General features: G+C 70.4%; 22 protein-coding genes and 1 pseudogene. 12 read left to right on the top strand and 11 right to left on the bottom strand.

Translation table 11 applies throughout. From position 1 onward, the window contains the following. The first annotated feature begins 278 nt into the window (after window positions 1-278). Both ACXAHD_RS23855 and ACXAHD_RS23850 read left to right on the top strand, forming a co-directional pair. Window positions 279-482, top strand: a complete 204-nt coding sequence (locus tag ACXAHD_RS23855) for a cold-shock protein (RefSeq protein WP_123604240.1) — start codon at window positions 279-281, stop codon at window positions 480-482. 53 nt (window positions 483-535) lie between these two features. Next, window positions 536-1,225, top strand: a complete 690-nt coding sequence (locus tag ACXAHD_RS23850; RefSeq protein ID WP_475053297.1) for a class I SAM-dependent methyltransferase — start codon at window positions 536-538, stop codon at window positions 1,223-1,225. Window positions 1,226-1,326: 101 nt separating this feature from the next. Here ACXAHD_RS23850 and ACXAHD_RS23845 read toward each other — a convergent pair whose 3' ends face one another. From ACXAHD_RS23845 to ACXAHD_RS23825, 5 genes are all read right to left on the bottom strand, one after another. Further along, a complete protein-coding gene (locus ACXAHD_RS23845; protein WP_475053294.1) occupies window positions 1,327-2,622 on the bottom strand; it encodes a serine hydrolase domain-containing protein in 1,296 nt (431 codons plus the stop codon). A 40-nt stretch (window positions 2,623-2,662) separates the two neighbouring features. Further along, complete coding sequence (locus ACXAHD_RS23840) at window positions 2,663-4,324, bottom strand: peptidase (RefSeq protein ID WP_475053291.1); 1,662 nt, start codon at window positions 4,322-4,324, stop codon at window positions 2,663-2,665. A gap of 97 nt (window positions 4,325-4,421) precedes the next feature. After that, the gene (locus tag ACXAHD_RS23835) at window positions 4,422-5,087 is read right to left on the bottom strand and encodes an FMN reductase (RefSeq protein WP_289211875.1); all 666 of its coding nucleotides are present in this window, start codon (window positions 5,085-5,087) and stop codon (window positions 4,422-4,424) included. 5 nt (window positions 5,088-5,092) lie between these two features. Beyond that, complete coding sequence (locus ACXAHD_RS23830; protein WP_289211874.1) at window positions 5,093-6,220, bottom strand: LLM class flavin-dependent oxidoreductase; 1,128 nt, start codon at window positions 6,218-6,220, stop codon at window positions 5,093-5,095. A gap of 75 nt (window positions 6,221-6,295) precedes the next feature. Further along, a complete protein-coding gene (locus tag ACXAHD_RS23825) occupies window positions 6,296-7,690 on the bottom strand; it encodes a condensation domain-containing protein (RefSeq protein ID WP_281552644.1) in 1,395 nt (464 codons plus the stop codon). A gap of 104 nt (window positions 7,691-7,794) precedes the next feature. Between ACXAHD_RS23825 and ACXAHD_RS23820 the strand changes: the two genes are divergently transcribed. The 4 genes and pseudogenes from ACXAHD_RS23820 (at window position 7,795) to ACXAHD_RS23805 (ending at window position 10,680) form a co-directional block, all read left to right on the top strand. Beyond that, a complete protein-coding gene (locus ACXAHD_RS23820; protein ID WP_475053288.1) occupies window positions 7,795-8,712 on the top strand; it encodes a type 1 glutamine amidotransferase in 918 nt (305 codons plus the stop codon). Beyond that, a complete protein-coding gene (locus ACXAHD_RS23815) occupies window positions 8,709-9,332 on the top strand; it encodes a hypothetical protein (RefSeq protein ID WP_475053285.1) in 624 nt (207 codons plus the stop codon). Before ACXAHD_RS23820 ends, ACXAHD_RS23815 begins: the two co-directional genes overlap by 4 nt. Before the next feature lie 325 nt (window positions 9,333-9,657). Beyond that, a pseudogene (locus ACXAHD_RS23810) lies at window positions 9,658-9,759 on the top strand (helix-turn-helix domain-containing protein); the annotation flags it as partial. Between the two features lie 348 nt (window positions 9,760-10,107). After that, window positions 10,108-10,680 (top strand): hypothetical protein, encoded by a 573-nt coding sequence (locus tag ACXAHD_RS23805; RefSeq protein WP_281552641.1) that lies wholly within the window; start codon window positions 10,108-10,110, stop codon window positions 10,678-10,680. A gap of 70 nt (window positions 10,681-10,750) precedes the next feature. Here ACXAHD_RS23805 and ACXAHD_RS23800 read toward each other — a convergent pair whose 3' ends face one another. The 3 genes from ACXAHD_RS23800 to ACXAHD_RS23790 form a co-directional block, all read right to left on the bottom strand. Continuing rightward, on the bottom strand, window positions 10,751-10,933 hold the full coding sequence (locus tag ACXAHD_RS23800) for a DUF397 domain-containing protein (RefSeq protein WP_281552640.1): 183 nt from the start codon (window positions 10,931-10,933) through the stop codon (window positions 10,751-10,753). 594 nt (window positions 10,934-11,527) lie between these two features. Then, the gene (locus ACXAHD_RS23795) at window positions 11,528-11,725 is read right to left on the bottom strand and encodes a DUF397 domain-containing protein (RefSeq protein WP_281552639.1); all 198 of its coding nucleotides are present in this window, start codon (window positions 11,723-11,725) and stop codon (window positions 11,528-11,530) included. Then, window positions 11,722-12,579 (bottom strand): helix-turn-helix domain-containing protein, encoded by an 858-nt coding sequence (locus tag ACXAHD_RS23790; RefSeq protein ID WP_281552638.1) that lies wholly within the window; start codon window positions 12,577-12,579, stop codon window positions 11,722-11,724. The genes ACXAHD_RS23795 and ACXAHD_RS23790 overlap by 4 nt, the downstream gene beginning before the upstream one ends. 285 nt (window positions 12,580-12,864) lie before the next feature. Here ACXAHD_RS23790 and ACXAHD_RS23785 point away from each other — a divergent pair, with 285 nt between their 5' ends. The 6 genes from ACXAHD_RS23785 to ACXAHD_RS23760 all read left to right on the top strand — a co-directional run bounded on the left by ACXAHD_RS23785 (window position 12,865) and on the right by ACXAHD_RS23760 (window position 16,720). Beyond that, window positions 12,865-13,191, top strand: a complete 327-nt coding sequence (locus ACXAHD_RS23785; protein WP_281552637.1) for a recombinase family protein — start codon at window positions 12,865-12,867, stop codon at window positions 13,189-13,191. Continuing rightward, on the top strand, window positions 13,188-13,538 hold the full coding sequence (locus tag ACXAHD_RS23780; protein WP_281552636.1) for a serine integrase family protein: 351 nt from the start codon (window positions 13,188-13,190) through the stop codon (window positions 13,536-13,538). Before ACXAHD_RS23785 ends, ACXAHD_RS23780 begins: the two co-directional genes overlap by 4 nt. A gap of 123 nt (window positions 13,539-13,661) precedes the next feature. Beyond that, on the top strand, window positions 13,662-13,934 hold the full coding sequence (locus ACXAHD_RS23775) for a hypothetical protein (protein WP_281552635.1): 273 nt from the start codon (window positions 13,662-13,664) through the stop codon (window positions 13,932-13,934). A 13-nt stretch (window positions 13,935-13,947) separates the two neighbouring features. Then, window positions 13,948-14,211 carry a hypothetical protein gene (locus ACXAHD_RS23770; RefSeq protein ID WP_281552634.1) on the top strand — a complete coding sequence of 88 codons (264 nt, stop codon included), beginning with the start codon at window positions 13,948-13,950 and terminating at the stop codon, window positions 14,209-14,211. A gap of 123 nt (window positions 14,212-14,334) precedes the next feature. Next, window positions 14,335-15,495: an IS30 family transposase gene (locus ACXAHD_RS23765; protein ID WP_281552633.1), complete on the top strand. Its 1,161-nt coding sequence runs from the start codon at window positions 14,335-14,337 to the stop codon at window positions 15,493-15,495. 139 nt (window positions 15,496-15,634) lie between these two features. Next, window positions 15,635-16,720: an alkaline phosphatase family protein gene (locus ACXAHD_RS23760; protein ID WP_475053276.1), complete on the top strand. Its 1,086-nt coding sequence runs from the start codon at window positions 15,635-15,637 to the stop codon at window positions 16,718-16,720. A 45-nt stretch (window positions 16,721-16,765) separates the two neighbouring features. Here ACXAHD_RS23760 and ACXAHD_RS23755 read toward each other — a convergent pair whose 3' ends face one another. The 3 genes from ACXAHD_RS23755 to ACXAHD_RS23745 form a co-directional block, all read right to left on the bottom strand. Continuing rightward, window positions 16,766-18,001, bottom strand: a complete 1,236-nt coding sequence (locus ACXAHD_RS23755; protein ID WP_281552631.1) for an MFS transporter — start codon at window positions 17,999-18,001, stop codon at window positions 16,766-16,768. Then, the gene (locus ACXAHD_RS23750; RefSeq protein ID WP_281552630.1) at window positions 17,979-19,946 is read right to left on the bottom strand and encodes a DUF4910 domain-containing protein; all 1,968 of its coding nucleotides are present in this window, start codon (window positions 19,944-19,946) and stop codon (window positions 17,979-17,981) included. The genes ACXAHD_RS23755 and ACXAHD_RS23750 overlap by 23 nt, the downstream gene beginning before the upstream one ends. After that, window positions 19,943-20,910, bottom strand: a 968-nt coding sequence (locus tag ACXAHD_RS23745; protein ID WP_475053270.1) for an aminotransferase class I/II-fold pyridoxal phosphate-dependent enzyme, incomplete at its 5' end; no start/stop codon positions are given. The genes ACXAHD_RS23750 and ACXAHD_RS23745, both read right to left, overlap by 4 nt.

Genomic DNA, 20,910 nt, shown 5'->3' with positions numbered 1-20,910 from the left:
CCCCCCCCCCCTCCACTTGTTTGTTTTTTGTGGTTTGGGGGGTGGGCGGAAAGCATGTTTTCTGTTTTCCCCCCTCCGCCACCGGCGAGGGCGGGGCACTCGTACCCCTCGACATGCTAGGTTTGCCGCGTTGCAGTTGATTTCTTCATGCCGCCTGCCTGATCGCAGCCGGCAGCAGCCGGGCATTGGCAGATTCTGCCGGTCTCTCCGGACGGAGATTGATGAGTGCGGCAGCAGAGGTCCGCATGTCGCGGACCCGTCACCGGCTAGGAGCAGACATGGCAATCGGCACCGTGAAGTGGTTCAACGCTGACAAGGGTTTCGGCTTCATCACCCAGGACAGCGGGGAAGCTGACGTCTTCGCCCACTTCACCGCGATCGCGTCCAGCGGTTTCCGTACCCTCGAAGAGAACCAGCGGGTGGAGTTCGACGTCGAGCAGGGCCAGAAGGGCCTGCAGGCGGCCAACATCCGGGTGATCTGAGGTTGTCCCCGTCCCTTGGGACGCGACCGTTGACGGCGTCGTCCCAGGGCGGGCTGGCACCGGATCCCCTCCAACGGCAACTCTTCGACGACGCCGCCGGCACCGACAGCGGCGGAGCTGACCAGCTCCGACTGACCAGGGTGCCGCTCGCGGCGGAGATCCAGCTGTTCCTCGCCGACGATCCGACGCTGCTCTGGGCCCGGTTGGAGGCTGCCGCCGGCCGGCGGCTACCGCCGCCGTACTGGGCCTCGGCGTGGGCCGGCGGTCAGGCACTGGCCCGCTACCTGCTGGACAACCCCGGCCTGGTCGCCGGGCGGCGGGTGCTCGATGTCGCCTCCGGCTCCGGGCTGGTCGCCATCGCGGCGGCAATGGCGGGTGCGGCGACGGTCACCGCCAACGACATCGATCCGTACGCCGCGACGGCGATAGCGCTCAACGCCGTGGTCAACGACGCCCGGCTCACCACCACCGTCGACGACCTGCTCGACGGCACCGTGACCGAGGTGGACCTGGTGCTGGCCGGCGACGCGTTGTACAACGCCGAACTCGCCACCCGGGTGCTGCCGTTCCTCAGCCGGCTCGCCGACCGGGGCGTGCAGGTGCTGGTGGGTGACCCGGGCAGGGGCCACTGCGCCTTCGACCGGCTCGAACCGGTCGTCAGCTACCACCAGCTCAACGCGGGCGCCGCCGAGGACTCGTTGCTCGACCGCACCCAGGTACTGACCCTCCTGCCGCATCGCTGACTTGAAGTCAGCAAGTGAGCGCGGAAGCGGCGCAGGGCCGCCGCGTGGTCCCGGCGCGCCGGACGGCGCAACCGGGACCACGGCCAGCGGTCGCCGTACGGCTATCCGACCGGTACCGGCCCCGCGTTGCCGGGCAGCCGGGTCACGCTGGGCGGCAGCTGGGCCGCACCGGTGGACCGGCTCGCCGACGCGTCGGTCGGGCAGAGCGCGGTCAGCAGCAGCGTCTGCCAGGCGACGTCTACCGGATGCGCGTCCGGGAACCCGATGTTGTAGTGGCTTAGATTGATGCCGGTGGACAGCTGGCGTGTGCCGTCCCGGCTGTGCAGCGAGATCGTCAGGTGACCGAGCACCGCACCGTCGTGTCCCCAGAACTCGCCGCACGGCAGCGGCGCCGAGTAGATGCCGAGCCCGTAGCCGCCGAACTGCGGTGCGGACGGGTCGAACGGGACCGTGGTGAGCATCTCGTCGAGGGTGTCCGCGTCGAGCAGTTCACCGCCGAGCAGCGCCCGGTAGAACGTGTTCAGGTCGGCGGTGGTGGCGATCATCTCGCCGGCGGTCCACGCCCAGCTCATGTTGAACTCGCCGAGGTCACGCACACCGTACGACGCGAAGTAGGCGCCACCGTGCGGGCCGCGGATCGTCGGGTCGACGCCGGGGAAGTAGGTGCCGGTCAGCCGCAGCGGCCGCAGGATCCGCCGCTGCACCTCGGTGGTGGGGTCGTTGCCGGTGACCGCCTCGATCAGCAGGCCGGCAAGGATGTAGTTGGTGTTGGAGTAGCTGAACATCGCGCCGGGCGGGTTGGTGCGCGGCATCGCCAGGCCCGTCGCGACCAGGTCCGCCGGCGGGTACGTGGTGACCTGCATCTGGTCGATCGCGGCGTACGAGGTGAGCATCGCATTCGTGTAGTTGCCGATGCCGCTGGTGTGGTTGAGCAGCATCCGGACGGTGACCTGCTCGCCCACCTCGCCGGGAACCGTCTCGAGCAGCCACTGCCCGATCGGGTCGTCGAGCCCGAGCCGGCCTTCGTCGACGAGTTGGAGCACCGTGGTGGCGACGAACGTCTTGGTGATGCTGCCGATCCGATGCCGCATCCACGGCTGCATCGGGCGGGGTTTGGTGGCGTACGCGTGGCCGGCGGCGGCCTGCCACTCGTGTCGGCCGTCGCGGACGGCGGCCAGGACGCCGGGTACGCCGGCTTCCGGCACGTCGTCGAGTACGGACTGCAGCTCGGCGCGGTCGATAGCGCCGCCGGACGAGCCGCCCGACGCGTGTCCACCGGTGGACGGGCCGGTTGACGGGCTGGGTCGCGCGGCGGCGGACGCTGGCACGACGGCGATCGCCGCCACCAACGTCACGCTGGTGGCGGCGACCCGGAGTGTCCTAAAAAGGCTAGACATATTTACATGTTGACGGCCTAGCCGGTGTGACGCATCGTGCTCAGGTGCGAGAGCCGGCTCCCGCTGGCGGACGACCCGGCCTCGAGCCCGTCTGCCGCCGTACGGTCAGCAGCAGCAGTGCGACGCCGAGCGCCACCGCGACCGTGCCGACACCGGCGGCCGTGCCGACCGGCGCGCCGGTGATCGGCAGGTAGTCGCCGTCGCCGGCCCCGCCGCCACCCGGCTCGTCGTCGGGGTCGTCGCCCGCACCGGTGAAGACGATGGCGACGGTGTTGTTCGACGGGTCGGATTCGGTCGACGGCCCGCCACTGTCGGCGACGATCGTTCCGTCCGTACCCGGCGCTGATTTGATCTTCAGTTGGAGGGTGTGGGTGATCTGCCCGCCGCCGGACGCGGTGGCCGGGAAGAGGCTCTCGAAGTTGCACCGCAGCGCCGGTGACTCGGGCAGCCGGGTGCCCGGCTCACCCTCGGTGTAGCACCAGTCGGACGGCAGCAGGACGGTGCCCGACGGCGCGGTGACGGTCACGCCCGGACCGCCGCCGTCGGACGGCCCGTTGTTGACGACGGTGAAGGTCAGGTCGACGGTCTCGCCCGGCTCGCCGGTCACCGGCTCGGCCGTCACCGCGATGTCGAACGTGTTCGGCTTGGTGTGTACGGCGAAGTAGTCGACGTTGTCCTCGGTGTCGATCTCCTCGGTGTCGATCTTTTCGAGGAGCGACGCCGCCGAGCGGCCGGCCGACGCCTGGGCCTTCGCCAGCGCCTCGTTGATCGACTTCCCGCCGGCCGTCGACGCCCGTGCCTGCGCCTGCGCCGGGTCCTCAGCGACCAGCCGCGCCTCGAACGACCCGCTCGTCTCGCCCGGACCGGCCAGGTTGTTGCCGAAGTACAGGTCGAACAGCGACTCGCCCTGCTCGTCGACGAGGAACAGGGTCTCCCCCGGCGCCAGCGGGATGGTCAGTGCGCAGCTGACCCGACTCGGGCCGTACGCGTACCCCTCCACCTGCTGGTCGTTCGGCCAGTAGGAGGTGTAGTCACAGTCGGTGTACTGGTCGACGAAGCCGACTCCGGTCGGCAGGTCCAGCCCGATCGTGTAGCTGTCGGCGGTGCTGTCACCCTCGTTGAGCACTGCGGCGTACAGCGGGGCGGTGTCGCCCGGCCCGACCGGTTCCGCCGTGGTGTTGATGTCGTCGACCATGGCGACCAGGTCGGGGCCGGAGGCCAGTACGGTCACCGGGATGGTCTCGGTGTTGTTGGCCGGGTTGGCGTCCTGCTCGGCCGAGCTGATGGTGACGGTCATGGTGCCGGCGTCACCCGGCGTGGCGCCGGCCCGGCTGACCAGCCGCACCGGGTAGATGTGGTCGGTCAATCCGGCGGCGAGGGCACCGTACGCGCAGCTGACGACCCGGTCGGCGATCTCGCAGCCGGGGTGGTAGGCCGCAGCCAGCTGAACCGCGTCGTCGACGCCGGTGGCGTCGACGACGATGGTCACGTCGCTCGCCGGCGCATCGCCGTAGTTGTAGACGTACATGCCGAGGGTGACGCCGGAGTTGTCCACCTCGGCGACCGGCTCCCGGTCGAACGAGACGAACAGGTCCGGCCCCGGGTTCTGGGCGGCGGCCGGAGCGGCCGCGGCAACGACGAGGGCACCGGCGAGCAGGGTGCCGGCTCCGAACCGGCGCCAGCCGGCTGCGTTCAGCATCATGATTCTCCTGTGGACGGGACAGGAGCCGGACTCTATCGACAGTCCACGAGGTCTGCCACCCCGATTCCGCCACCGGGACCAGATTGCGTCCGAGATTTCACCCGCGCTTCGAACTACTCCGCAGCTGCTCGAAGTCGGTGGTCAACGCGAACGGGTCGGCCACCCGTACCGGCTCCCGGCGGTGCATCTCGGCGGCCAGCTCCCGACCGGCCCGGGAGATCCGCCCGCGCAGCGCCCCGACCTGGCCACCGCCGTCTGCGGCCTGGTCGCCGACCTTCTCCCCGGCCCAGTCCTCGGGGCCGGCGAAGACGGCGGTCGGCAGCACCACCGCACGCAGGTAGGCGAACATCGGCCGCAGGGCATGCTCCAACGTGAGCGAATGCCGGGCGGTGCCGCCGGTGGCACCGATCAGGACCGGCTTGTCGAGCAGCGCACCCTCCGGCAGTACGTCGAAGAAGGCCTTGAACAGCCCGCTGTACGCGGCGTTGAACACCGGACTGACCGCGACCAGTCCGTCGGCGGCCGCCACCGCGTCCAACGCCTGCTTCAACGTCGGTGCCGGGAAACCGGTCAGCGTGTTGTCGACCACCTCGTGGGCATGGTCGCGTACCTCGATCACCGTCGTCTCCAGCTGCCCGCCGAGGCCGGCCAGCTCGTCGCGGACCGCCGCGGCGAGCTGGTCGGCGAGCAGCCGGCTGGTCGACGGCTGGCGTACTCCGGCGGTGACGACCGCCAGCCGACGGCGGCCGGTGCCCGTGGTCATCGCCGTCACACCGCAGCCGGCGCGGCCGAGTCCGCGTCAGCCGTACTGTCTGCTGTGCTGCCGTCCGCGGCGGCGACCAGGGAGGCGTGGGTGGGTGCGTCCGGCACGTGTGCCGGCCGGCCCACCGCGAACTCGCGCCGCAGCACCGGCACGACCTCCTCGCCGAGCATGTCCAACTGCTCCAGCACCGTCTTCAACGGCAGTCCGGCGTGGTCGACCAGGAACAGCTGCCGCTGGTAGTCGCCGACGTACTCGCGGAAGGTCAGCGTACGGTCGATGACCTGCTGCGGGCTGCCGACGGTCAGCGGCGTCTGCGAGCTGAAGTCCTCCAACGACGGACCGTGCCCGTAGACCGGGGCGTTGTCGAAGTACGGCCGGAACTCGCGCACCGCGTCCTGCGAGTTGCGGCGCATGAACACCTGCCCGCCGAGGCCGACGATCGCCTGGTCGGCGGAGCCGTGGCCGTAGTGGGCGAAGCGCTCCCGGTAGAGCCCGACCATCCGCTGGGTGTGCTCCTTCGGCCAGAAGATGTGGTTGGCGAAGAAGCCGTCGCCGTAGTAGGCGGCCTGCTCGGCGACCTCCGGGCTGCGGATCGAGCCGTGCCAGACGAACGGCGGTACGCCGTCGAGCGGGCGCGGCGTCGAGGTGAAATCCTGCAGCGGGGTACGGAACCTGCCCTGCCAGTTGACGACGTCCTCGCGCCACAGCCGGCGCAGCAGGTCGTAGTTCTCGATGGTCAGCGGGATACCGTTGCGGATGTCCTGGCCGAACCACGGGTAGACGGGGCCGGTGTTGCCGCGCCCCATCATCAGGTCGACCCGGCCGTCGGCGAGGTGCTGCAGCATCGCGTAGTCCTCGGCGATCTTCACCGGGTCGTTGGTGGTGATCAGCGTGGTCGCGGTGGACAGCAGCAGCCGCTCGGTCTTCGCCGCGACGTAGCCGAGCATGGTGGTCGGCGACGACGGCACGAACGGCGGGTTGTGGTGCTCGCCGGTGGCGAAGACGTCCAGGCCGACCTCTTCGGCCTTGAGCGCGATGGCGACCATGGCCTTGATCCGCTCGCGCTCGGTCGGCTCCCGACCGTTGGTCGGGTCGACGGTGACGTCACCGACGCTGAAGACGCCGAACTGCATGGTCTGCTCCTCCTCGCGGCGAGGGCCGGTTGGAATTCCCTCGGACTACCCGGCCAAACATAGTTGCTGCGTCAACTATTCCGCGAACGCGCCGTCGATGAGGTGGGCCTCCAGCGCCCGTAGGAACCGCTCGATGTCGTCGGTCGAGAAGTAGGTGGTGTCGGCGGTGAGCGCCAGCCCCAACCCGTCCGGCCGGTCGACGATCTCGATCCGGGTACGCCAGGTAAACCGCTCGATCCGCTGGGCGAGCCGGAACGTGGTGCCGGCCGACGCGCCACGTACCGCCGCCTCGTCGATGTCGCGGCCGAACAGGTCGCTGTCCGCCGACAGCCGGATGTCGTTGAGGTAGCAGTGCGGGTTCACCCCGGTTGCGTACGGCAGGCCGGCCGCGCCGAACGCGTCGCTGAGCGCCTGCGGGTCGTAGTAGGCGTGCCGGTACCCGTCGAGCGCCGCCCGCCACACCCGGGGCAGCAGGGACGCCATCCGGCGGTCGCCGGTCAGGTCGACCGGCACCAGGGCCAACTGGTTCAGCTTGGCGATCGCCTCCGGGTAGCCGTCCAGCATCCGGTTGTTGACCATCGTGTGCATGCCGACCAGGTCGTTGCCGGAGCATTCGCCGACCACCAGCGCCGCCGCCGCGAGCAGCACCGTCGAGGTGGTCGTCCGGTGCCGTACGGCGAGCATCCTGGTCGCGGTGTCCGCCGCCGCCGAGGTCAGGACACCCCGCCGGAAACGCGGGGTGGCCGGCTCCCGCTGCGGCATCCGGGTGTCGCGCGACAGCCGGCGGGTCACCTCCACCCAGTACGCCGCCGCCCGCGCCGACCGCCGCCGGTGGCTCTCCCGCTGCTCCAGGTCGGCGACGTCCGCCGACTGCAGACCGGGTGCGTCGTCGATCCGGCTCCGGGCCAGCAGCAGCCGCAGGTCGCGCAGCACCAGCTCGGCCGCCCGGAAGTCGACCGTGGTGTGGCTGAACACCACCACCACCTGATGCGGTACGCCGTCGCGGGTCACCACCGCGACGCGCTGCGGCCAGTCGTCGGCGTGCGCGAACGGCTCCGCCGCCAGCTCGTCGGCGACCCGCTGGGCGACCGCCGCCGGATCCGCCGACCCGCCGCCCGCCGCGTCGCCGGAGTTGCCGCCGGATTCGGCCGGCACCACCAGCACCGGTAGGTCACCCCGGTCGGCGACCAGTTGACGGGGCTCGTCGCCGGCCAGCTCCAGCCGGGTGCGCAGCGCGGTGTGCCGCACCATCAGGGCGGCGATCGCCGCGTACACCCGCTCCGGGTCGGAGCGTGCCCGGCGGGGCACGGCGACGTGCCGTTTGAGGGCGAACATGGTCTGGCTGGTGCCGTGCCGCCGGAGCGCCATCCACAATGCCCGCTGGCCCCAGGTGATCGGGGCGGTGCGCGCCGGATCCGGCGCGACGAACGACACCGTACGGCGGCCCAGGGTCGACAGTTCGGTCACCACGTCGACCAGTATCAGTGAATGTGCTGTCACCCGACAGGGTCGAGTAAGCGCTTTCCCTCGACCGATCGGCCGATGATCTCCACCTGGGCGGTAGTCTCCGGCAGGTGCCCCACCACACGCGCGCGCCCCACCAAATCCGGGACCGGATCCGACTGCTCTTCGTCAATACCCAGGAACGCGCCGCACTGACCGCCCTCGGCCTCCCCAGCTATCCGCAGTGGATCGCCGAGGCGACCGGGCTGGACCCGACGCAGATCGTCACCGTCGACGTCGCCGACGGGCAGCCGCTGCCCGACACCATCGAAGCCGACGCGGTCATCGGCGGCGGCTCCGGGCACTCCGCGTACGAACACCTGCCGTGGATCACCCGGACCAAGGAGTTCTTCCGCGCCGCCGCTGCCGCCGGCGTACCGGAGCTGCACATCTGCTGGTCACACCAGGCCCGCGCGGAGTCGATCGGCGGCCGGGCGGCGATCGGCGGGCACGGCCGCCGGTTCGGCGTCGACACGGTACGGCTGACCCCGGCCGGCCGGGTCGACCCGCTGTTCACCGGCCTGCCCGACGAGTTCGACCTGTTCACCTCGCACGTCGATGTGGTCGAGGAACTGCCGGCACGGGCCGTCGAGGGGGCGGTCGTCGAATTGGCGTACAGCCGGGTCTACCGCAACGAGGCGCTGGCCATCGGCCCGACCGTACGGACGATCCAGGCCCACCCCGAGATCACCGCGAGCATCATTTCGGCGCTGGCCCGCAGCCGACGCGGCGCGCTGGTCCGCGAAGGCTGGATCGGCCCGGACGACGCCGACCTCGACGCCTTCACCGCCACCCTGTACGCCCGTGAGGCGCAGATCGTGGCCACGTCACGCCAACTGCTGGGCAACTGGCTGCGGTACCACGTCCGCCCGGGTGTCCGACCCGACACCGCTCCGACCGGTACGCCGTCCACCACTGCCGGGGTCGTCGCCAGTGTTGATGTTGGTGCTCATGGCGGGGTGCCGGCGGCGGTCGGCGGCGTGTTGTGAGCGTCGTCCTGCCAGCGGCGCGCAGCAGCGCCGAAGCACGCCTCTACGTCGAGCTGCACCCGTGCGGCTGCGGTGAAGCACGGTTCGAGCCGCAGGTCGAAGTGGTCGCGCTCGCCGATGGCGACCTGGCCGCCCGCTACCAGGGAAGCTGTGCCGGCTGTGGCACCGCACGGGAGTTCCTGTTCCTGCTGCCCGCCGAGCCGGTGCGCCCGTCAGCCGGCGCTGCTTTCTCGTACGGTGGCCCGGAGCCGTCGCAGCTCATCGACCCCGGCGAGTGGCTTGCCATCGCCGACCGGTACGCCGCCCTGGTCCCCGCCGACTTCGCCACCGCCGGGCCTGCCGCTTCCGGGCCTGCTGCTGCCGGGCCTGCTGCTGCCGACCCGGTCACGCTCGATCCAGCACAGCGGCGGCGGGCCGCGGCTGCCCTGTCCCGGGCCGTCGCCGCGCTCGACGAGGCGATGAAGTTCATCCCGGCCGACGCCGACGAGGTGCCGGCCGACACCATCACCAGCGACACGGGACGACGGATGCGACGACGCGAACCGGGCCGGTTCCGCCGCGACCGCCTCACCGCCCTCCGCGACACCTACACCGCCCCTCTGCAGGTCAAACGACGCTGATCCTGAGTAGTGGAAGGCTGGCGCAGCTCGGCTCAACCACCGGGCTCTGCTGGTCGGCGGCCGGTCTCTTCTCTCGAAAACGATCAGGACGATCGTGAGCGTGAATGTTGATTCACTATGAACTCAACAACACGCCCCAAGATGACTTAGAGTCAACTCACGACACATTTTCTGCATCACCCCGCCCAACTGGAGGCAGCGTGTCGGTAGGCAAAAGGTTGGTCGCATTCTCAGCAGCCCTCACACTGACACCGAAGAGGACTACCGAGACATAGTAAGGATGGCCGCCGAGGCGGCGGAGATCTGAAGCCAACCAAGGGCAGCAATGACTAGTTGCGGACGCTGGCGCGACATTCGCGCGGCCCACATCGAGCGATCCGGTGGCGAGCAGGCCGTCGAGTCCGGTAAGCAGGAACTGCCTGCCACGGCGGGCCTGCCTGGCCGCGAGGCCGCTGTGGCCGACTCGGGGCATGGGCACGGGTCGCTGGAAGAGACGGTATATCTGATGGCCAGCCTCGCCAATGCTCGGCGGTTGGCCGAAGCGGTCGAAGAGCTACGCGACGGCGGCGGGGAGATTCACGACCTGATTGACCCTGGCCACAGCTCGGGCGGGGTCGCCGGCAACTCAGCACCGCGCCGAGGTGAGGCTGAGATACCTTAAGTTCGCGTTTTAACGTGCGTAAGCCTCACCTCGACGGCTCCCGGCTACAACAGGCTGGCCGGGAACCCACCCCGGCGACGCCCATCGCCGTGGCATGCAGGCGACACTGTCGGCATGCGTCCCTCCATCACCATGGCCGTCGTAGGCGGGCTACTCGCCGTGCAAGGCTGCGCTGTCACTGCTCTCGCCCCCGAGGCGCCCCCGCCGACCCCAACCGTCGGACAGCCCGTGGTGTTGGATGCCCGCGTACCGGGTTGGCAGACCGCCGCCTGGCTCGCTGAAGACTCGTTCTGCGTGCGCGTTGCCCGCGTCGACGAGAAGCGCAGGGAGGGCAAGGAGAACGAATTCGTCTTCTGCGATCCGGCGCCGGAGGCTTTGGACACGGTCGGTCCGCCGCTGCTGCCCACCAAGCCGATGCCGTACGTCGCCCCGCTTGACCCGCAGCAGCGGAAGATCATCCTGGTCGGGTCCGTACGCGGTGCCGTGACCAGCGTGTCCGTGACCATGTTCGGCCAGACCGCCACGGCCGCCGTACACCGGCTCCCCGCCACCCGAAGTCGCCAGATCGGCGCGTACGCGGCCTGGCTTCCCCGTAGCGAGCATGAGCGCGACGGGATGAACCTCTCCGACATCACCGCCGTCGTCGGCCGCGACGCCGACGGCCGCGTCGTGACCCAACTGGACTGACACCAGCGGAGGCACCGGCCAACTTGGGGAGCCGAGCCTCTGGAGCTCGGCCCGCTGCTGGGATGTTGGATCAGTGGTGCTGCTTGGCGAGCTCGACGAAGGAGCGCCAGGCGGACGGGCCGAAGATCAGCATCGGGCCGCTACGGTCCTTGGTGTCCCGAACCAGGACCCGACCGGGCAGGTTGTCGGCCACCTCGACGCACGAGCCGGCTTCGGAGTAGGTGCTGGTACGCCAACTGGGTGCGCTGCTCACTGGATCATCTCCACCGATCGACGTCCACTCCTGGGCAGTGAGGTGCCAGAGAGACGGAGTCTCGATGCACACCGTCTCAATGAAGGGCAGCTCCCGAGAGAGCTGCGACCCGGCCGCCGCCGCCAGGTCGACATCCGCAAGCTGACCGGGCCTCAATGAAGGGCAGCTCCCGAGAGAGCTGCGACAGGGTACCGATTTTACCCCTCCTGACCTGCGGCGGAGCGAGCGGTCCGCGAAGGGTCCGCCTGGAGAGAGCACGACGACAGCCCAAACGCCACCGACGTCCACTCTCGAACAGTACTTGAGCTGCGTAAACAGCTCCGCGAAGGGTCAGCCTGGAGAGAGCACGACGACAGCCCAAACGCCACCGACGTCCACTCTCGAACAGTACTTGAGCTGCGTAAACAGCTCCGCGAAGGGTCCGCGCTCACGGACGGCATGACGGAGCCTTCGCAGCGCAGAGCGAACCGACCAACCCGGCCGGCGATCAGGCGGCCCTGACTCACCGCGTCCGGCGCGCGATGCAGGAGCGCCGACCCTACCGAGGCAGGGTCGGCGCTCTCCGGCTGTCTCGCCGAGATAGCCGTCAGGCCGTCAGTGGTGGCGCTTCGCCACCTCGATGAACGAGCGCCACGCGGACGGGCCGAAGGCCAGGGTGCCGCCGTCGCGGTTCTTGGTGTCCCGGACCAGGACCCGTCCCGGAAGGTTGTCGGCCACTTCGACGCAGTTGTTCTGTCCGTTGCTCCGGCTCGACGTGAACCAACGAGCCGCTGAAACGTCGCCAGTGATCACTTGCCCATCTCCTTCATCGCGTCCCTGATTGCCTGCCTCGACGCCCGCTCATCCAGCGAGGCGTCCCAGATGTTGCTGAATGCTCCCTCGTACCGGTCGATCTCATGCGGCTTGTCCAGGAACAGAGCACCGGTGAACCCGTCGACGTAGACCGTGGGCGGTTCCGTCGCCTGGCCGTTGCCGTTGGTGGGAAACTCCAGCACGACGAACGGACCCGACATGATGCCGGCGTGCATCCCGACCGCGAACGGCAGCACCCTGAGTGCCACGTTCGGCATCTCGCTCACGGCGATCAGCCGTTCCAGCTGGGCGCTCATGACCTCCCGCCCGCCCACCGGCCGCCGGAGGATCGACTCGTTGAGCACCACCCTCAGCTCCGGTGCCGCGACCGGTCTGGTGAGCAGCGTTTGCCGAGCGATTCGGAGTTGAACCCGTCGGCCGATCTCGCGCGGCTCCGTGCCGGGGTTGTCGGCCTCGATCAGCGTGCGGGCGTAGTCCGCGGTTTGCAGTAGTCCTGGCACGAGCTCGGCTTCGTACCACCGCAACTGACTGCAGGACTCCTCCAGGCCGATGTAAACGTCGAAGCCCTCGTTGATTATGTCTGCGTAAGACAGCCACCAGCCCTTGCTCTTGGTCTCCTTGGCGAGAGCCATGAGCGATGTCGTCGTCTCGGCCAACGCGCCGTAGACGCGGCACATCTGCTCGACGTCGAGTGACCGCATGGACGTCTGCCCGGTCTCGATCCGCCAGATCTTCGCTTCGCTCCACTCCAGAGCGGAGGCGGCGGCTCTGACCGTGAACCGGGCCTGCATCCGGAGATCACGCAGGCAGCGACCCAGTTGCCGTCTCGGCACCGTTGACCCTGTCGCTCCTTCCGCCACGTCTCATCCTCCGCTCCTCGCCTCACGGTGAGGCGACCCTGTCACTCAAGATGAAAGCACCCGTACGCCTGTTTTGCAATGCATGCTTCGCTCTCTATGACGTACTTCTGGGTGCCCTAAATGAAGTCTTGTAGATCGATACACGCAGTGCTCTACTCGTCTTCGGTACCTGGGCGTGCCGCACCGCCCAGCAGCCGGCGAGGGGTCGCCCGAGCAGGCACATGTCGTCGGTCCCGCTCGACTCGAAGGGGGCATTCCATGGTGAAGCCGCTGATGTACGGCTACCTGCGGGTGGACCTCGACGCCCTCGACGGCGACATCCGGCAGATGGAACTCGCCCTCAAGTTCTGGGCCGAGCAGGAGGGCTACTGCTTAGCGGGGCTCTTCCATGAGTACGACACCGCGCTGAACCGCCCCGCCCTCACCGCACTGATCGAAGAGATCGGCCGCTCCGACGCCCGGCGCGTGATCACGCCCAGCCTTGCGCACCTCTCCACGCACCCGGTGGTCCAGCGCCACCTTCTCGACGCGCTGGAAGACACCGGCGTCCAGGTCCATACCCTGCAGGAGGAACTAGACCCATGAGACTGCCGCTGTACGGCTACATCCGCCTACTGCCGCCGCACGCCAACACGAGCAACGCCATCGTGGACCAAGCCGAGCGACGCATGCAGCAGTTCGCCGACAGCCACGGCTACGACCTGACCGCTGTCTTCATCGAACGCGCGACCAGTCGAGCAGCGTTCGACCGCCTGATGCATGACCTCCTCGTCGAGGACGCCCACCACGTCATCGTCCCCGCCCACGAAACCCTCTCTGCACACCACAGCGACCTCTTCGACGACCTGATCGAGGAACTACACGCGGCAGACGCGCTCATCTTCGATCTCGAAGCCATCGACACCTGCGACAGGAGGATGCGGCCATGCTAGGAATCGGGGCAGTCGTCGGCGCGGCGCTGCTGGGCTTCTGCGCCGGGCTGTGGTCATTCAAGGTCAAGTCCAGGTGGTGCCCGGACTGCGGGCGTACGACCTACCCGATAGCGGATCGGCCCGGTGAGTAGCCGGCTGCTCGCCACGCCGGAGCCGAAACCCGGCGACGTGCTGATCATCGGCCGGCAAGCCAGCGTCCAGTTCGCCGACGACCGCGCCATCCGACTCCGGGTCATCGCCGTCGACCGCAAATGGACCTACGACGGGTGGATCTGGCTGGCCGGATACGTCATCGACCGGTACGGCAACGCCGCCGAACGGCGGGAGATATTCGTCCAGCGCCACGGACTCTACCGACTGCCCCGGCGCGCAGAAACCCGACCATCGACCAATTGATCAAGGGAGAGAAATGATCACCGAAATGCTACGTGACTGGTGGCTACGCTGGCTCGACTGGCGCTCCGGCCGGTCCACAGCCTCCCACCGGCTGCACCACCTGCGACGCGAGCTGCACCAACAACGGCAGACGACATCGGCCCGTCACCGCCGACTCGACGGCAACCGGGGACACCACTGGTCCACCGAGGCGACCGAACTGGTCCCCACCCTGCGCCCGTTGATGACCTACGGCCAGCAACTCGGCTACCGGGTCCTCCCGCACGGCTCACCCTGACCGGCCCCCTCCCCCTACACCCGCCGAGCCGGGATCATCAAGATCATGTGAGGCTGAGATACCTTTCGACCGGCTCGGGTTCAAGGGGTCGTCGCAACACCTGAGTTGATCAAGGGAGTTGCGATGTCTAGATCACTGCCCCGGTTCCGGCGGGTCGCGTTCTGGGACGCCGTCCGGCTGGGGATGTCGAACGAGGAGGCGGGACGACACGCCGGGGTCACCCATCCCACTGAGCTGCGGTGGTTCGCCCAGGCTGGTGGGGTGAAGAGCAACGGACCTCGAGCGGCGTCGGGCCGCTACCTGTCGTTCGATGAGCGGGAGGAGATCGCCCTGGCCTTGGCGCGGGGCGAGTCGCAGCGGTCGATCGCGACCCGGTTGGGTCGCTCGCCGTCGACGATCTGTCGGGAGGTCACCCGCAACAAGGGTTGGCGGGGCCCCTACCGGGCCGGACCTGCCGAGAAGATGACCAGGCAACGGGCAAGACGGCCGAAGGTCGCGAAGCTGGCCGCCGACGAGCGGCTACACATGGTGGTGCAGCACTGGTTGACGTTGCGGTGGTCACCGGAGCAGATCAGTCTGCGGCTGGTGGCCGCGTTCCCCGACGATGAGAGCATGCGGATCTCACCGGAGACGATCTACCAGTCGTTGTACGTGCAGGGCCGGGGCGCGTTGCGGCGGGAACTGGCGGCGTGTCTGCGCACGGGGCGGGCGTTGCGGCGGCCGCGTCGGCGTGAGCGTGAGCGGCGGGGCCGGTTGTCGGACATGGTCAACATCCGGGACCGGCCGGCGGAGGTCGCCGACCGGGCGGTGCCCGGCCACTGGGAGGGCGACCTGATCATCGGCCGGAATCAGGCGTCGGCGATCGGGACGTTGGTGGAGCGGTCGACCCGGTTCTGCATGCTGCTGCACCTGCCCGACGGGCGCGACGCGGTGCAGGTGCGGGATGCGTTGATCGCGGCGATCCGGACAATGCCCGAGCAGTTGCGGCGGTCGGTGACGTGGGACCAGGGCCGGGAGTTGGCCCGCCACGTCGAGGTGTCGATCGCTGCCGGGATCGACATCTACTTCTGCGATCCGCACTCGCCGTGGCAGCGGGGTAGCAACGAGAACACCAACGGGTTGCTGCGGCAGTACTTCCCGAAGGGCACCGACCTTTCTGTCCACAGTGCCGAGCATCTCGCCGCTGTCGCCGCCGAGTTGAACGGGCGCCCCCGTAAGACACTCGGTGTCCGCACCCCGGCCGAGGCCCTCGCCGAGCTACTATCAGCCCCGTCAGCAGCATGAACACCCACTGTTGCGACGACCGGTTGAATCCGCCCCGGTCGAAAGGTATCTCAGCCTCACATGGTGGCGTCGGTGCCGGCCAGCCTGGCGGCGGCGGTGGCGCCGATGATCCACAATGCCGGGGAGGAGGAGAAGATCTGTGCCGTCGGCCACGTACACCTCCTTGGCGGACATTCCCGACGTCGTCTGCGACGAACTGTCGCGGGCGCGCCGTGGGGTGATCATGCTTGCCGTTGACGGGTTGTCATATGACGCGGCGCTGGCGGCAGGCTGGCGGACCGCCGAGTTGACCAAGTTGGCCAGCACGTTTCCGAGCACGTCGACGACTGCGTGGCTGACCGCCATGACCGGAGTCGGGCCGGCGCAGCACGGCGTACCGGGGATGGTCTATCGCGTGCCCGGCCGTGGCACTCTGGTGTACGCCGTCACCGGCCGGGTGTTGGCGCAGGGGCCGGCCGACCCGGGCGGCGACCCCAGACTCGTGATCGAGCACCCGACCATCTTCGACCGGGCTGCAGGCGACGGCGTGCAGTGCCGCGCGGTGGCCCGGGAGATCGCCCACCTACCCGGCCCATGGGCGCAGGCGCTGCTCCGGGGCGCGACCGTCGTCCCGGCTGCACCGTCGGAGACGCTCGCCCGGCAGGCCCGCGACCCGGCGTTGCTGGTCGACGCCGCGATGAAAGAAGTCGACGAGCAGATCGGCGGGCAGGCCGGCGACGTGCGGCGGCGGCAACCGATGCTCCTGTGGACCTACGTCAACCTGGACGACTACCTGCACCGCCACGGCTACGACGAACGAGCCGTGGCGGCGACGGCCGAGCTGGGCAGCCGGGCAGCCCGGTGGGCGCAGGCCGGCTGGACGGTCATCGGCCACTCGGACCACGGCCAGGTCCGGTGCACCCCGGACGAGGACCTGGTGCGGGCCTGGGCCGCTCTGGACGATCCGGCACGGCGGCTGCTCCCGGCCGGCGGGGCGGGCCGGGTCCGGTGGCTGTACCCGGCCCCCGGCGACGAAGGCGAGTTTGGCGGCCGACTCGCTGCGGCACTCGGCTCCTCGGCTCGGATCGTGGCCACCGACGAAGCACTGCGGGACCGGGTAGGCCCGGTGATCGCGATCGCCGCAGACGAACGCTTCCCCGTGCCGGACACCAGCCTGAGCTGGGAGCACGGCGCCGACTCTCCTGACGAGACGGTGGTGCCGCTGGCGATCTGGCGGGGCCGCTGAGACTGCCGTGCCGCCAGGACACGCGGCGGCTAGGACACGGGGCTGCTATGAGGCGATGCCGACGGGCGAGACGTCAGCCGGCCGCTGCGGGCTCGTCTGGGCCCGGAACGGCAACAGCGCGGCCCCCACCAGGATGAAGACTGCAGCGACCGCGAAGTAGATCGGCCGGTAGCCGACTGTGCCGACGACCAGGGTGCCGACACCGATGCATACGGCGTACGGCGTATTGATGATCGCCTCAGACGCGACGATCGCGCGGCCCTGCAGCTCGGCGGAGGTGCGCCGCTGCACCAGGGTCACCTCGGCGACGAGAATCAGCGGCAACCCCAACCCGACCAGGACCGCCCCGGCTGCGACTCCGGTCAGGGTGGCGGTGCTGGCCGCCGCCAGGCCGACCCCGTTGAGCAGGAAGCCGGCGCAGGCCACGGTGTACTCGCCGTAGCGGCGCATCGCGGGACCGACCAGGAGACCGGCGACGACGCTGCCGGCACCCTGGACGCCCCCGAGGATCCCGATGATGGCGGTCGGACGCTGCAGCCCATCGCTGACGAGCGAGAACAGAGCCACGTTGATCATGCCGGCACCGCCGAACGCGACCGCGCTGGCGACGACGATCCGCCGGATGACCGGATGGCGGGCCACGTGCCGGGCCCCGGCGACGACCTCGGTCGCCAGCGAGCCCCGCTGCGTGGCGGCGGCCGACCGGACCAGATCCCGGGGCCGGCGCAGCAGCACCAGCGACGCGACGGACAGGGCGAACGTCGCGACGTCCACCAGGATGACCGCCTCTATACCGCTGGTGGTGTAGAGCGCGGCGCCGACGACCGGCCCGATCACCCGCATCCCCTGACTGAGGCTGCTGAGTACGCCGTTGGCGTTGCCGAGGCTGTCGTCGGGCAGCATCGAGTGCAGCAGTCCGCCACGGGAGGCCCGGTAGATCTGCCCGGAGCAGCCGTACAGGAAGGTGACGACGTACACCAGCCAGACGTCGGCCGCGCTGTCCACTGTCAGCAGTGCCAGGATCAGGACCGCCATCGCCCCGTCGTTGACCGTCATCAGCCACCGGCGCGGCAGGCGGTCCACCAGCAGGCCGGTCAACGGCGACAGCAGCACGGCGATCGCCATGAGCAGGAAGACCAGGCCGGCGGCGCTGGTGGATCCGGTGAGGTCCTTCATCCAGATCGCCAACACGATGACCATCATCGTGCTGCCGAACATGTTGAACGCCTGACCGGCAAGGAGCAGCCGCATGTTGCGGTCACGCAGGATGACGGGTCGCATCGATCTCCTCAGCCGCGTCGAGATCCTCAGGATCGGGCACCGGGACGACCCAGCCGGCCCGGTGCAGCATGTCGAAGACCCGGTCGGCGAACGCCACCGAGACAGGGAGTTCGCCGGCCAGCGCCGCCCACCACGCCGCGCTGCGGCGGCCACGCCGGCCGTCGACTGCTCGCAACAGCGTGAGTACGCGGGCGTGGCTGCCGCCCCGATCCTCAGCCAGGCGTTCGGCGAGCCAGGCGCGGTCAGCGTCGGTGGCGGCCAGCGTCCGGGGATTGACCGGGCCGAGCGCGGCGCGGGCCAGCACCGTACCCGACGCCTCGTCGTCGGCCGACGGCTCGACGCACAGCGCGCGGTCGGCAGCGGTGGCGGACACGTCGGCCAGCCAGCGCGCCGTACGGACGATCTCCCCGACCGGCACCCCGGCGTACGTCAGCGTGCTGACACACCTGCCGGCGATCTCGCTGCGGTGGGCCACCCGCCGGACCGACGCGGCGTCGCCGGCCGGGTCCAGCACCGGGCTGCCGTCGTCACGGTACGGATACGGTGCCGGCGGACGCTGCCGGCCGGGCAGCGCCGCCAGGATGTGCCCGGCGGCCCAGCCGGCACATGCGTCGGCGACGTCGGCGGCCAACGCCGGGTCCGCGCGCCCGCGTACCGCCGCCACGGTCGACGCCGCCACCGTGACGGTGCGACGCAGCTCAGCCGGGTCGACCATGTCGAGCGTGTCCGCCGAGGTGTGGTTGGCCCGGTCCGGCCAGTGCCCGAAGGACACCGTCGGGCACCCGGTCGGCGCATCCGAGACGAGCGCATGGTCGGAACCCCCGGAGAACGGCGCGGTGACCACCTGCCCCGGATCGCACGGCACCGCGCCGCTGTAGGACCGGGCCCGTGCCGGCACCAGTTCGGCGCAGCGTCCGGCCAGAGCCGGCAGAAACGACGGTACGTCGTCCGGCCCCCGCTCGATCACCAGCGAGCTGCCGCAGCGGTACGGGTCCTGCCCGGCCATGTCCACGTTGACCGCCAGGCTGGGCCGCGCCACGGCACCGCCGCCCACAAGATCGTGCAGGTACGCGGCGACACCGACGAACTCCGGTGCCCACAGGAAACGCAGATCCGGTCCGCCGACTGGCCGGGCACCGAGCAGCCGGGCGGTCGCGAGCAGCGCGGCGACGCCGGAGGCGTTGTCGTTGGCGCTGGGCCGGGGGTGGCACAGGTGCGCCGAGAGCAGGAACTCGTCGCCGCTGCCGTCGCCCGGCAGCACGCCGGTCACCACCGGCATGGTGGCCGTCGACCCGGCCACCGCCACCTCGACGGTGACCGCCTTGCCACGGTCGGCGGCCGCGCTGAGCCTGGCGAGCTGCGCGGCGGTGAGGCTGAAGCCGGCCAACGCCGTGCCGGGCAGCAGTTCCAGCCGGCCGACCTGGTCGGCGAGCCGGTCGGTCCGGGCGCTGAGCGGGTCTGCGGCGACCGCGACGGCGCCGCCGGCCGCCGCCCGCCGGGCGCATTCCGGAAACGGTACGCGGACGTCGTCCAGCAGCACGAGCGCGCCGGTCGGGTCGGTGCCGGCGCACATCGCCGACCAGCGCAGCAGTGGTGCGGCGACGCCGCCGGCGGGGATCGGTGCCGAGTACGCCGCGAGGGTGTACGGCTGTGCCGGGTAGTCAATCAGCGTCTCGCCGCCGTGCCGGAGGCTGGCCCGCACCGGGGTCCACGACATCGGGGCCTGGTAGGTCCACCACCGCCGGGCCCCGTCTGCCGGGAAGGTGTGCACGGTGACGTCGCGCAGGCCGGCGTCCGCCGCCCGCTGTGCGACGTACCCGGCCGCGGCGTGGATCCCGGCCGAGGCCTGGTAGCGGTCGTGCCGGGCGACCTCGGCGACGTCGACCATGGCAGCGTCGACGTCGATGCCGTCGTGCACCGCCGCGACCAGCTGGGGCAGTCTCATCGGCGGTCCGTCGGGGCGGCGGTGGAAGTGGCTGCGAACGCGGTGGTGAAGGCGGCCAGGCGGGCCTCGGACAGCGGGACCGACAGCCGCAGCAGCGCGCCCGGTGGGCCACCGGGTGCCAGCGACGGCACCTGCTTGGCGAGCACTCCTCGGGCGGCCAGGATCCGGCGTACCTCATCGTCGCCGGGCAGGACCAGCCACGGCAGCCGGGGGTCGGTCGGCAGCGGGGTGAGACCGGCGGCGATCAACTGCTCCTCGACGTACGGCTTCACCTGTGCGATCCGGTCCCGCAGTGCGGCCAGCGGATCCTGCTGGGTGAGCAGCGCGGCGGCCAGGTCCAGGGCGAGTGCGCTGACCGCCAGCGGCGGCGCCACCTGCCGGACCACATCGGCCAGGTCCGGGGCGGCGACGGCGTACCCGACCCGCAGCCCGCCGGCACAGAACCCCTTGGACATGCTGCGGATGACGACGGTGCCGGGCAGTTCGTCGGTGAGCGGGGCGGCGCTCCGGTCGGGCGGCAGGTAGGCACCCAGCGTCTCGTCGACGACCAGCACGCTGCCGACCGTTGCGCAGGCCTGCGCGACCCGGCGCAGCTGGTCCCCGGTCCACATCGGGCCGAGCAGGCCGGGCCGGTCGACGACGGTCAGCACCGGCCGGTGGTGGGTCACGGCGGCCACCGCGTCCGCCGGGTCGCGCAGCGACGTGGCCCGGACCTGGCCACCGGTGGCGCCGGGCAGTTCCGGATGGCCGGCCAGGTCGACCAGGACGGTGCCGCCGTCGCCCAGCCGGGCCAGCGCGTGCAGCAGGCCGGTGGCACCGGCGCCAGCGGTGACCCGGTCCGGCGGCAGCTGCCGGCCCGGCGGCCAGCGCAGGTACGCGGCGACGATCGGCGCGAGCCGCTGCGAGGCGTACGGGTCGGCGAGGTCGTAGCGGCGGGCCCGCTGGATCGCGGCCGGCCCGGCGG

This window comes from Micromonospora sp. ABR4_055, assembly GCF_056160425.1.
This window is presented reverse-complemented; position numbering and strand designations above follow the sequence as displayed.